Source organism: Acinetobacter sp. ACNIH3, assembly GCF_002918965.1.
Lineage (GTDB): Bacteria > Pseudomonadota > Gammaproteobacteria > Pseudomonadales > Moraxellaceae > Acinetobacter > Acinetobacter schindleri.
This window is the reverse complement of the sequence record NZ_PQLP01000061.1, coordinates 1-12,398: the sequence shown is the minus strand read 5'-3', so window position 1 is coordinate 12,398 and position 12,398 is coordinate 1. Positions and strand designations below refer to the sequence as shown.

At 41.3% G+C, this 12,398-nt stretch carries 13 protein-coding genes, 1 tRNA gene and 1 pseudogene; 10 read left to right on the top strand and 5 right to left on the bottom strand.

All coding sequences use genetic code 11. From position 1 onward, the window contains the following. Positions 1-110: pseudogene (locus C3420_RS15285) on the top strand (IS5/IS1182 family transposase); the annotation flags it as partial. Positions 111-306: 196 nt separating this feature from the next. Here the strand turns inward: C3420_RS15285 and C3420_RS15280 are convergent. Continuing rightward, a tRNA-Arg gene (locus tag C3420_RS15280) sits at positions 307-382 on the bottom strand. A gap of 189 nt (positions 383-571) precedes the next feature. Between C3420_RS15280 and C3420_RS15275 the strand changes: the two genes are divergently transcribed. The 7 genes from C3420_RS15275 to C3420_RS15245 all read left to right on the top strand — a co-directional run bounded on the left by C3420_RS15275 (position 572) and on the right by C3420_RS15245 (position 6,651). After that, on the top strand, positions 572-1,507 hold the full coding sequence (locus C3420_RS15275; protein WP_005222733.1) for an ABC transporter ATP-binding protein: 936 nt from the start codon (positions 572-574) through the stop codon (positions 1,505-1,507). Continuing rightward, the gene (locus C3420_RS15270) at positions 1,504-2,277 is read left to right on the top strand and encodes an ABC transporter permease (RefSeq protein ID WP_004815236.1); all 774 of its coding nucleotides are present in this window, start codon (positions 1,504-1,506) and stop codon (positions 2,275-2,277) included. Before C3420_RS15275 ends, C3420_RS15270 begins: the two co-directional genes overlap by 4 nt. After that, positions 2,277-3,092 carry an NADPH-dependent 7-cyano-7-deazaguanine reductase QueF gene (queF, locus tag C3420_RS15265; RefSeq protein ID WP_076753828.1) on the top strand — a complete coding sequence of 272 codons (816 nt, stop codon included), beginning with the start codon at positions 2,277-2,279 and terminating at the stop codon, positions 3,090-3,092. The genes C3420_RS15270 and queF overlap by 1 nt, the downstream gene beginning before the upstream one ends. Positions 3,093-3,111: 19 nt before the next feature. Beyond that, positions 3,112-3,762, top strand: a complete 651-nt coding sequence (locus C3420_RS15260) for a hypothetical protein (protein WP_076753829.1) — start codon at positions 3,112-3,114, stop codon at positions 3,760-3,762. A gap of 295 nt (positions 3,763-4,057) precedes the next feature. Continuing rightward, positions 4,058-5,059 carry a lytic murein transglycosylase B gene (gene mltB / locus C3420_RS15255; RefSeq protein ID WP_076753830.1) on the top strand — a complete coding sequence of 334 codons (1,002 nt, stop codon included), beginning with the start codon at positions 4,058-4,060 and terminating at the stop codon, positions 5,057-5,059. Between the two features lie 288 nt (positions 5,060-5,347). Continuing rightward, complete coding sequence (locus C3420_RS15250) at positions 5,348-5,959, top strand: septal ring lytic transglycosylase RlpA family protein (protein WP_004815231.1); 612 nt, start codon at positions 5,348-5,350, stop codon at positions 5,957-5,959. A 236-nt stretch (positions 5,960-6,195) separates the two neighbouring features. Further along, on the top strand, positions 6,196-6,651 hold the full coding sequence (locus tag C3420_RS15245; protein ID WP_004815228.1) for a DUF962 domain-containing protein: 456 nt from the start codon (positions 6,196-6,198) through the stop codon (positions 6,649-6,651). Positions 6,652-6,684: 33 nt separating this feature from the next. Here C3420_RS15245 and C3420_RS15240 read toward each other — a convergent pair whose 3' ends face one another. From C3420_RS15240 to rpsB, 3 genes are all read right to left on the bottom strand, one after another. After that, complete coding sequence (locus tag C3420_RS15240; RefSeq protein WP_076753831.1) at positions 6,685-7,194, bottom strand: DUF3465 domain-containing protein; 510 nt, start codon at positions 7,192-7,194, stop codon at positions 6,685-6,687. A gap of 85 nt (positions 7,195-7,279) precedes the next feature. Then, positions 7,280-8,158 (bottom strand): translation elongation factor Ts, encoded by an 879-nt coding sequence (gene tsf, locus C3420_RS15235; protein WP_076753832.1) that lies wholly within the window; start codon positions 8,156-8,158, stop codon positions 7,280-7,282. A gap of 141 nt (positions 8,159-8,299) precedes the next feature. After that, on the bottom strand, positions 8,300-9,046 hold the full coding sequence (gene rpsB, locus C3420_RS15230; RefSeq protein ID WP_004892292.1) for a 30S ribosomal protein S2: 747 nt from the start codon (positions 9,044-9,046) through the stop codon (positions 8,300-8,302). Positions 9,047-9,254: 208 nt separating this feature from the next. On the opposite strand from rpsB, the gene map reads away from it, so the two are divergent. Both map and C3420_RS15220 read left to right on the top strand, forming a co-directional pair. Then, positions 9,255-10,082, top strand: a complete 828-nt coding sequence (gene map / locus C3420_RS15225) for a type I methionyl aminopeptidase (RefSeq protein ID WP_004892289.1) — start codon at positions 9,255-9,257, stop codon at positions 10,080-10,082. 254 nt (positions 10,083-10,336) lie between these two features. Continuing rightward, positions 10,337-11,572 (top strand): pyridoxal phosphate-dependent aminotransferase, encoded by a 1,236-nt coding sequence (locus C3420_RS15220; protein ID WP_103800269.1) that lies wholly within the window; start codon positions 10,337-10,339, stop codon positions 11,570-11,572. Between the two features lie 106 nt (positions 11,573-11,678). Here the strand turns inward: C3420_RS15220 and C3420_RS15215 are convergent, their stop codons facing one another. Then, positions 11,679-12,089, bottom strand: a complete 411-nt coding sequence (locus tag C3420_RS15215) for a GFA family protein (protein ID WP_103800268.1) — start codon at positions 12,087-12,089, stop codon at positions 11,679-11,681. Positions 12,090-12,398 lie beyond the last annotated feature (309 nt).

Here is a 12,398-nt window from a genome sequence, read left to right as displayed (position 1 = left end):
TGAAAACCTTCAAAATCCTTGCTGAGCGTTATCGAAATAGAGGTAAAAGGCTTGGTTTGAGATTCAATTTAATCGCTGGAATCTACAACTTGGAACTGAGCAAAAAATGATTTATGAAAGAGGTCTAATAATTTAGGCATCTTTTTACAATACATATTTTTCAAGAAACAGGAGGTACCGCAAAAAATTACCATAAAAACTTGCGGCATCCTAAAACACCTTCGAATATTATCGGACAATAGACAGATATAAATTATTAATTTTTAATAATATTAAAATTAAGTCGGATGTGATGGAATAAGGAAATGGTGCGCTCAGCGGGACTCGAACCCACGCCACAGGCTTCGGAGACCTGTACTCTATCCAGTTGAGCTATGAGCGCTTATATGAGGAGTGCGCACATCATAACAAAAAATCGCATAAGGTAAACAACTATATATAAGCTAGTAATTTTAGTGACTACGCTTTGAACAATCTTCTCACACCTTTATAAAAGAATTCCCACTCAATCACTTGGCTTATTTATACAGATCACTCACAATATCTCAATTTTTCACCATTTGAGATCTCCATGACTGATGCATTGACCTTAAGGGATTTGTCAAAGACCTATCGCAATGGCTTTCAAGCATTAAAAGGTATTAATCTGGATGTACCAGAGGGTGAGTTTTATGCCCTGCTCGGCCCGAATGGTGCAGGTAAATCTACAACCATCGGCATTATTAGTTCCTTAACAAGAAAAACCTCTGGGACTGTTGAGATTTTTGGTCACAACTTGGATACTCACCCTTCTGAAGCGAAACAGTGTTTAGGCGTAGTACCACAAGAATTCAACTTCTCCCAGTTCGAGAAAACGTTCGACATCCTTGTTACGCAGGCGGGTTATTACGGTATTCCAAAGAAAATTGCTCAAGAACGTGCCGAAGAATATTTAAACAAACTGGGTTTGTGGGAAAAACGCGCTACACAGGCACGTATGCTTTCAGGCGGGATGAAACGTCGTCTGATGATCGCCCGTGCTATGATGCATGAACCAAAACTGTTAATTCTGGATGAACCAACGGCGGGTGTCGATATCGAGCTGCGTCGCTCGATGTGGGACTTTCTGAATGAGATGAACAATAAAGGTACATCAATCATTCTGACCACTCACTACTTAGAAGAAGCAGAGATGCTGTGTCGCCGGATTGCAATCATTGACCGTGGTGTCATTAAAGAAGACACCACCATGAAGAACTTCCTCAATCAGCTAAATGAAGAATCCTTTATCTTCGATCTGGCTGAACCAATCGAACCTCTCCAGCTCGATATTATAGGGGTGAAGTTTAATCTGGTCGATCCAATGACATTGGAAGTCACTTTAGATAAAGCACATAGTATGAATGAGCTGTTCCAGTTACTCGAAGCACAGAACATCCAAGTACGTAGTATGCGTAACAAATCCAACCGTCTTGAAGAATTGTTTGTGAAAATGGTTGAGAAAAACCTCAATGGAGCTGCGCAATGAATTTAAATCAGCTTGGCGTTGCCCTCTATACCATCATTTATAAAGAAATCCGCCGCTTTATGCGGATCTGGCCCCAAACCCTACTTCCACCTGCCATTACCATGACTTTATATTTCGTAATTTTTGGCAATCTGGTGGGTTCACGGATTGGAGAAATGGGCGGCTTTAGCTATATGCAGTTCATTGTGCCCGGTTTGATCATGATGGCGGTCATTACCAACAGTTATGCCAACGTATCTTCTAGCTTCTTCAGTTCTAAATTTCAAAAGAGCATTGAAGAACTGATTATGAGTCCGGTACCGCTACATGCAATCCTGTGGGGCTATGTTCTAGGTGGCGTGGCACGTGGTATTTTGGTGGCAATTATTGTGACCAGCATGAGTCTATTTTTTACTGACTTATATATTACTAACTGGTTCGTCACTATATATACAGTACTCGTTACTTCGCTACTGTTTTCATTGGGTGGCTTTATTAATGCGGTATATGCCAAATCCTTTGATGACATCTCGATTATCCCCACTTTTGTGCTGACTCCCCTGACTTATTTGGGTGGTGTATTCTATGCCATCAGTGTTTTAAGCCCTTTTTGGCAAAATCTCTCTTTAATTAACCCGATCGTCTATATGGTGAATGCATTCCGTTTCGGCATTTTAGGTCATAGCGATGTGAATGTTTCCATTTCATTGGCTGTGATTACCTTCTGGTGTGCTGTGTTATACGGTATTGCTTACTATTTATTGTCTCGTGGTTCAGGAATGCGTGAATAATGAGTGTAGAACATTCTCTTCTTGGTAAAGACACCAACTATCCAACAGAATATCAACCGGAGATTCTGTACCCAATTTCACGTGCACCTGCGCGTGAGAAATATGCTCATATTGAAGCTATTCAACAAGGTACGGACTGGTGGCATATTTTTGAAATATCCTGGTTAAATGCTGCCGGTGTACCACAGGTCGCAATTGGTCGAATGACTTTACCCGCATCTTCTCCAAACTTGATCGAATCCAAATCTCTTAAGCTGTATTTCAACAGTCTGAATTTTGCCAAGTTTGAGTCTAAAGCAGCTTTTATTGCGACAGTCGAACAGGATTTATCTAAAGCCGCTGAAGCGGACGTAAAGCTAGATCTGTTCCATATAGATGAGCTGGACATTGCCAAGCCTGAAGGAATCTGCCTGGATGAACTGATCCCAGAACGTCTGGAAAATCATCCTGATGCGACGTTATTGGCTCTAGATAATGAAAGTGATGAAAATGTCGAAGTTCAGCTTTATTCACATTTATTAAGAAGTAACTGTCCAGTCACTGGACAACCGGACTGGGGTACAGTATTTATACGCTATCAAGGTAAAAAACCTTGTTATAAGAGCATATTGGCTTATATTATTTCGTATCGTCAGCACAACGGTTTCCACGAACAATGTGTGGAACAGATATTTGCCGATATCTGGCAAAATCTAAAACCGGAAAAGCTAATGGTATATGCGACCTATACACGCCGTGGTGGATTGGATATCAACCCTTGCCGTGTATCGGACTTCACATGGATGCCTCGCCCTATTCGTTTAGCGCGACAATAAGAAACATTGAGGTTTAACGATGCCTTTTTTTGGATTTATTCCTTCAGCAGAACTTTTAAATACAATTCAGACTGCACAGAAAAATAAAAACTCCAGCGAACCGCTGTATCCACTTCGTGACAAAACGGCATTAATGATCAATGATGAGATCATTGATGCCATTTTGACTGAACTTGTACGCAAGTTCCCAGCAAGTGATAAGCGTGATACTGCGGAAAAACTGGCAGGATATATCAAGTCCACGGTAGCAGTCTTGCTCAAGCAGTTATTGGGCAAAGCTCCCAATGAGGTGGTACGTGAATCCATTGCCTTTTCTGAACGCAGTCTGTTTAAGGATCCTGAAGGCAACATCCGTATCGGTGAATCTCTGGATGCCAATCTGGTCACTAACCTTAAGTACCATTTTGCTGAAGTAAAAGCAGGCAATGAAATCGACAAACAGACCTTGAGCAATCTCTATAAGGAGTTTGGTGAGGCGACTGTACGTCATTTCATGGTGGATTTTAACAAAACCCTGGATCTGGGCATGATTAAACGTAAAGCGGCGGATATTGGTGCTTCTGCAGTGATCAAGGCAATCAACATTGCTGCTGATAAAATCATCTTGAAATTAAACAAGGATGAACTAAAGGCAATGGCGGAATACCACGATACTTTGTTCTATTCTTAATATAAGTTGATAAAAGAAGTCTGGCTGATGTCGGGCTTTTTTATTGCCAATGAAATAGCTTGTTACAGTAAATGCATCTTCACAAGAAAAATGCGTTAAAAATAGCCATACTTTGTCTCTTTTTGTCAAAGCAGTTGGATGTCATTATCCAGTCAATGTTATCTTTAATAGTCCTGAGCAATTGTGTTCTGTTTACAAGATTTTATCGATTTTTTGCCTCTTTTTTCGGGCATAAATAGAAGTGCAGGATGCCCCCTATTGCCAACTCATTCATGAAATTGGAAATCACTGTCAGATGTTAAAACCACATTTTTATAAAAAACTTAAACGACTTTCTCTGGTATTCGCTGCACTAAGTTTTAGTAGTTTTAGCCAAGCCAATGATTTCCAAACGCATCCCTCTTATTCCGCTTTTAAAATCAAAACCATGCAACAGTATGGTTTAAGTAATGAACAGATTGACTGGGCCATGAATGGTACACGCAATTTGCCGAATGTGTTGAGCATCATGAGCCGTCCAGGTGAAAGCAAACCGTGGTATAGCTATAAAACCAATTTTCTGGCTGAGAGTACTATTCAGCGTGGTGTGCGTTTTAAACAGCAGTATGCCGATACCCTGAATCGTGCTGAACAGCAGTTTGGTGTACCACAGGCGATTATTCTTGGGATTCTGGGAGTAGAAACCGGTTTTGGCAGCAACAAAGGCTCTTTTATTACCCGTGATGCATTAGCCACTCTTGGATTTAATGGTGATCGCCGCAATGGATACTTTCAGGATGAGCTTTCTGCCCTGATTGCCTGGTCGTATAAAGATGGGGTGTCAACCAACTCCGTAGTGGGTTCTTATGCCGGTGCGATCGGTTATCCCCAGTTTATGCCAAGCAATATTCCCAAGTTTGGTGTTGACTATGATGGCAATGGTCATATTGATCTTCGTAACTCTGCTGTGGACGCTATTGGTTCAATTGCCAATTATCTGGCTCAGCATGGCTGGCAACGCAACCAGCCAATTGCTTTCCCTGCACGTTATGCTGGTTCAAATCCGGATGCAATAATTGCCAAGGACCTGACCCAGCCAACACCCTATGGTGTATTAAAAACTCAAGGAATTAGTCCTATGAATCCGATCGTAAAAATCGACGATCTGGATTTGGTCAATGTCATTCAATTGCAAGAAAATTATGGGCCGATTTACTATATTACTTATCCAAACTTTCAGGTGATTACCACCTATAATCGCAGCCGAATGTACGCCACTGCTTTGTGGTTGTTAGGTACAGAAATCGTGAGTCGATAAGGCTCTTATTTACCGCAAGACACAAAAGTCAACAAATATTTATGAGAAATAGTTCAAATTTTGGACTTTTTTCATACCTTGTTACAATTATGGTTATTTTTTAACCAATTATTGTTTATTTTACGTTCTTTTCAAGACTATTTTAATTAAAGACTAGACAGGCTATTGCCGGCATGAATATTATCCATTTCGTCAAATGTAGTTGCATAAGTTAAATATCGGGCTCGTTTACTTGGTTTTTCAGCACTTTAGATTAACCTTTTGAACCCGCTGCTAGGAGTTGATTCGATGCATTCTTCAATCAAATACTTAATGGCCATTGCCACGACCGTCACACTGACGCAGTCGCAGGCAGAATTGGTCCAGTCATCATCATTAAATAATGATAATGACCGTTCGCGTGTTGCCACACGTGTTCTGAATCGTGAAGCTCAAAGCTTCAATTCAAACTTTACAAATTTAAACAGCCTTTCAATCACTGAGCGTTCTGGCGATAAAGTTCGTCGTGAAACGATTGCAGCTAAAATTGAAATCCCTGAAGATGAGCCTTCAGTGATTGAAAAACTGAACACTGTTGCTTCCAACACAGTTCGTAAATTCAGCCAGACTGGTACAGCATCTTGGTATGGTCGTCAGTTCCACGGCCGTAAAACGGCTAGCGGCGAAACTTTCGACATGAACGGAATGACTGCAGCTCACCGCAGCCTCCCATTGAATTGTTACATTCGTGTGACTAACAAGAACAATGGTAAGAGTGTGGTAGTGAAAGTAAATGACCGTGGTCCATTCCATGGCAACCGTGTACTTGATTTATCTTATGGTGCAGCCAAGCAAATTGGCATCACCAATGCGGGTACTGCCAAAGTTAGTATTGAGCGTGTACAAGGGCCAAACTCTTAATCTTAAGATTTAGCTTATTAACGCATTTGACCAAAAGCCACAGATAATGTGGCTTTTTTTATGGAATGATTTGCTGTGCTTAAATTAGAACTTATTTCAGGTGTACTGTTACTGCTCTTATCCACCCTGCTCGTCTATTGGTCTTTCTCCAGTAAGCTGACTTCCTGACGAGTGCGTTTTGACCACCACCCTGTTCTGCTTTATATTTTAAGAAATAGAAGCAGCAGGAGTGGAAAATGAAAACTGTAACGGAATGGTTTGATGAATACAGCGACAGTCATCAGAACAAGACTAACAAGCTGATCCACTGGGTCTGCGTTCCCACCATCTATTTTTCTATTATTGGTATTCTTGCTCACTTCAGTGCATTACTCACTGCATTACTGGTTGTCTTGGCGATGATCTTTTATACGCGTCTTGATATTGTATTGGCGGTTGCTATGGCAGCACTGACTTTAGTTATGGCCTGGTTGATCTGGATCCTGCCAGTCGGCGTCGGTTTTTATATCGGGCTATTTGTTTTTGCCTGGGTTGGCCAGTTTTATGGGCATAAAGTGGAAGGTAAAAAGCCTTCTTTTTTTAAAGACCTCCAATTCCTTCTTATTGGCCCGATTTGGTGCATGGATGCCTATCTAGGTAAAGTAATTCCTTTTTGGAAAAGTCGCCAAATAAGCGAAATGAAGCGCATTTAGCGCTATTTCTCATTTTCCTTCATAGGAAGGACCTTATTGATAGGTTCTTCCTTGATATTTTAACCAGCCGTCAATGTGTTTTCGACCTGGATCATGATGGGTCCAATGAATGACACCTCCCTTTTCGCTATATTCATATTCACCAAAAAATTCGACCATGTCGCCTTTTTGAATATTTGAAATACGCGGTGCCAGATCAATATTATGAGCGACCAGCACGGTATGGCCATTGTTCAGTTCTAAAATAAACTTCTGATGACGAGACCCTTCATTATCATCTTTTAATATCGCAATCACCCCGCCTGCACCTTGAACCTGAATATCACTTTGTATTTGCTGATAAGCCTGTTGTATACGTGCAATACCAGTATCTATCGTATTAATATTTGCACGATCAGGCTGCTGTTTATGTTGTTCAGTAGCTTCCTGTACAGGTGTGAAAGTATTGGTCTGTTGCCTGGACTCAGAAAGATCAAGTCCCAAATAAGCAGCAACCAGTAGTACGATGACTGCCCCAATCCCTATATTTGCTTTATTTGCCATCATTCTCCCCTGATCAGTAATGACTTAATCATAAAAAAAGCCCCATTAAATGGGGCTTTTTCTAACTTTTACCTAAAGGTAAAAATTATTGAGCAGCAGCAGCTTGAGCAGCAGCAACTTCATCAGCAAAGCTCATTTCAGCTTTCTTCTCGATGCCTTCACCCACTTCGAAGCGAGTAAATTGAGCAACTGTAGTACCAGTTGTTTTAAGGATTTCAGCAACTTTTTTGTCGTTGTCGATAACGTATTGTTGACGCTCAAGAACAACTTCGTTCAGGTATTTCTCAACAGAACCTACAACCATCTTCTCAACGATGTTTGCTGGTTTGCCAGATTCAAGTGCTTTCGCTTCAGCGATTTCTTTTTCTTTCGCAATTAGCTCAGCTGGAACTTGTTCAGCAGAAACTGCAACCGGGTTGAACGCAGCAACGTGCATTGCAATACCTTTACCAGTCGCGTCGTCACCTGTATAAGACACAACAACACCGATCTTAAGACCGTGTTTATAAACTGCAAGATTTTCGCCTTCAACAATTTTCGCACGACGTACTTGGATGTTTTCACCGATTTTTTGAACAAGCGCGATACGAGCTTCTTCAACAGTAGCACCATCTTCAAGTTTAAGTTCAGCGATTTTAGCAACATCAGTTTCGTTAGCAGCAAGAGCAGCAGCAGCAACTTTAGCAGAGAAACCAGCAAAGTTTTCGTCTTTAGCAACGAAGTCAGTTTGACAGTTTACTTCTAAAAGAATTGCTTTGTTGCCTTCCTGAGCGATCGTGATCGCGCCGTCAGCAGCAATATTACCAGCTTTTTTAGCTGCTTTTGCTTGACCAGATTTACGCAGGTTATCGATCGCAAGTTCGATGTCACCACCAGCTTCTGTCAAAGCTTTTTTACATTCCATCATTGCAAGACCTGTACGATCACGCAATTCTTTAACCATGCTTGCTGTAACTGCAGTCATGTTTATCTCCTAAATTCGGTAGAAAATGAATTCTTTATAGAACAGAAACGGCCCAGAGGATTCTCATGGGCCGCCTGCATACACGACGCTTACTTTGCCACCATCACGTGTCGCAAAAATGACAAGCTAGCGTCTAACGCATTAAGCCTCAGAAGCTGGAGCTTCCTCTGCTTTAGCTTGTGCATTTGCTTGTGATTGAGCATATTCTTTACCAGCAAGAATCGCGTCAGCCATAGCAGAAGCATAAAGAGTAACTGCACGGATCGCATCGTCGTTACCCGGAATAACGTAATCTACGTTGTCTGGGTTAGAGTTTGTATCAACGATACCGATTACAGGAATACCAAGGTTTTTAGCTTCTTTGATTGCAATTGCTTCGTGATCAACGTCGATTACGAATAGTGCGTCAGGTAAACCACCCATGTTTTTAACGCCACCAAGACCGCGTTCAAGTTTTTCCATCTCACGAGTACGCTCAAGAGCTTCACGTTTAGTCAGCTTAGCGAAAGTACCGTCTTGAGATTGAGTTTGAAGGTCTTTTAGACGGTTGATTGACTGACGAAGAGTTTTCCAGTTAGTCAACATACCACCTAACCAACGGTGATCAACGTATGGTTGACCAGCGCGTTGAGCTTGCTCACGGATGATTGCAGAAGCTGCACGTTTAGTACCAACGAACAAAACTTTGTTCTTTTTGCTAGCCAATTGGTTAGCAAAGTTCAAAGCATCATTTAACGCAGGAACAGTGTGCTCAAGGTTGATGATGTGAATTTTGTTACGCGCGCCAAAGATGTATTGACGCATTTTTGGGTTCCAGAAACGAGTTTGGTGACCAAAGTGCGCGCCAGCTTGTAGAAGGTCGCGCATGCTTACGTTGTAATCTGCCATTTTCTTTACCTTAAAGATTTGGGTTAGGCCTCCATATATCCGCATTCTCCACCCTTGCGGGCACCCAGAGTAATGTGACGATATATGTGCGGATTTTTAATACACCATTCATCAAGCTACGCAAATATATTCACGAAAAAGCATTTGATAAAATGGGCGGCTATTTATACCATAGTCGCACACAAATTTCCAAAAGTTTTTAGAGATCATGAACACTACTTATCAAGCTCCCCGTCGTTTAATCAAATCCGCTGAAGATATCGAAAAGATGCGTGTAGCTGGACGACTGGCGGCAGAAGTTTTGGATATGATCAAACCGCATATCAAACCAGGTGTATCAACGCTTGAATTGGATACGATTTGTCATGACTATATTGTAAATGTACAGAATGCGATTCCAGCATGTCTGGGCTATGGCGCAGCGCCAGGCCGTCCTGCTTTCCAGCATACCATCTGTACATCAGTCAACCATGTGGTCTGTCACGGTATTCCCTCTGAAGGCAAGATCCTGAAAAAAGGCGATATTCTTAATATTGACGTGACTGTCATCAAAGATGGTTTTCATGGCGATACCAACATGATGTACATCGTGGGGGGTGAAACTTCTATTCTGGCGAACCGTTTATGTAAAGTCGCTCAAGAAGCGATGTATCGTGGTATCGCAGTAGTTAAGCCAGGTGCAACCATGGGTGATATCGGTCATGCGATCCAAAAATATGTGGAATCTGAACGTTTTAGCGTAGTACGTGAATACTGTGGTCATGGCATCGGCACCACTTTCCATGACGAACCGCAGGTGCTGCATTATGGCCAGCCAAATACCGGTATGATCTTAGAAGAAGGTATGACATTTACGATTGAACCAATGGTCAATGCAGGTGTTTGGCAAACCAAATTGCTGGGTGACAAGTGGACGGTTGTGACCAAGGATCACAAATTATCTGCGCAATATGAGCATACTCTTTTAGTAACAAAACATGGCGTAGAAGTCCTGACTGCCCGCCCTGAAGAAGATTTGTCACGTTTTACGGCATAATCCTTACAGGAAGCGCACAAAAAAGGTTACCCATAGGTAGCCTTTTTTATTTTATATTTCACATATTTTATAGATTTCAAGTTTAGCCTGAAAGCCTTCAGTTACTGCGCCTTAACATCGAAGTTCAAGATAAACTTCGGCTATCAAAACACTTTTTCCGTAAAGTTTTATAAATTCTTTTGCCTAATGTGCACCAATATAGGCTAAGATATTGTGCTTTTTATTTTTTAATCCCTATAAGAAGGAATACCGCCGTGGACGTACGTCTCTCTGATCGTGTAAATGCCATCAAACCGTCCCCAACGCTTGCTGTGACTAACAAAGCTGCTGAACTTAAAGCTGCTGGTCATAACGTAATTGGCTTGGGTGCAGGTGAACCAGATTTTGATACACCACAACACATCAAAGATGCAGCAATTGCAGCGATTAACAACGGTTTCACCAAATACACCGCTGTAGACGGTACGCCAGGTCTTAAAAAAGCCATTATTGCCAAATTCAAACGTGACAACAACCTTGACTATGCAGCAAACCAGATCCTGGTTTCTTGTGGTGGTAAGCAATCATTCTTTAACCTGGCACTTGCCTTGTTAAACAAAGGTGATGAAGTCATCATCCCTGCACCATTCTGGGTAAGCTACCCTGATATGGTGATCATTGCTGAAGGTGTTCCTGTTATTGTGAAATGTGGTGAAGAACAACGTTTCAAAATTACTCCTGAACAATTAGAAGCGGCGATCACTGACAAAACTCGTCTAGTGGTATTGAACAGCCCTTCTAACCCGACTGGCATGATCTATACGAAAGCTGAACTAGAAGCTTTAGCTGCAGTACTGCGTAAATATCCAGAAGTGTATATCGCATCTGATGACATGTATGAACCAATCCGTTGGGATGACGAGTTCTACAATATCGCAACTGTTGCTCCAGACCTTTATGACCGTACAATCGTATTAAATGGTGTGTCTAAAGCCTATGCAATGACTGGTTGGCGTATCGGCTATGCAGCTGGTCCTGCGAAACTGATTGGCGCAATGAAGAAAATCCAGTCTCAATCAACTTCTAACCCGACTTCTATTTCACAAGTTGCTGCGGAAGCTGCATTGAATGGTCCTCAAGACGTACTTGAGCCAATGATTGAAGCATTCAAACGTCGTCATGACCTGGTTGTAAAAGGCTTAAATAATATCAATGGTATTTCTTGCCTACCTGCGGACGGTGCATTCTATGCATATGCAAACATCAAACCATTGATTCGTGCCAAAGGTCTTAAATCTTGCACAGAATTCTCTGCTTGGTTACTGGAAGAAACTGGTGTTGCAGTCGTTCCTGGTGATGCATTCGGTCTAGGCGGCTTCATGCGTATCTCTTACGCAACTGCTGACGAAGTACTGGTTGATGCACTTGCTCGTATCAAGAAAGCTGCTGATTCAATCGAAGGCGTAGATGCTGCGATTGCTTCTATCGAAGCTGAAAAAGCTGCTAAATAATTTAGAGACTTTCTCAAGTTTTTAAATAAAAAACCCGCGTTTATCGCGGGTTTTTTATTTGTTCTCTTTAAATTTAACCTTAAATTTTGCACTTTCAAAACTAAAATTATGAGCGATCCGAATTAAACATCTCGATGACTTCAGCTTCAGTCATTTTTTGGTTCTGATTATTAAATAAATAGAAGGCTGGCTGGTGATCCACATAGATCTCTAGATTAAAATCCAGATCCTCAGGTAATTCCTCCAATGTAAACACATTGATATTGGCAAATGAATGATCTTTGGTTCGCCAAAAAATAAAAGTACCACAAATACTACAAAAGCCGCGCTCCGCCCATTCTGAAGAGTTAAAAACAGATAAATACTGCTGATCGACAAAATGAATATCTTCGATATCAATAGCCATTAATGGCCCACCGGTCTGGCGACGACACATCGAGCAATGACAGGCAGCAACTTCATGATTCCTGAGTTGTACTTCAAACTGAGTCGCACCACATAAACATCTTGCTTTCATCAGTATTCCTCATTGAACTTATTTTTTATATTTATTTTTAAGCCAAGGTATAAACCCTGCATACTCCAATCATACAATTTTTAATTGATGTCTGAGCCTCCATCCATCTAGAATTTAAAGATCATTCCAAAATCTAAAATAACAAGAGCAAGCAATGGATATCAAGAATCTATCAGGTTTACCTCTGTACACGACAAATTTCACAGAACCCTTATCCTATCAGGCTTCTGCCTTCTTAAAATTGCCAAAATTTCCTTAAACTCTTCTTTTTTCCCAAAACCAATTAAACGCTGAATCGCCATTTGAACA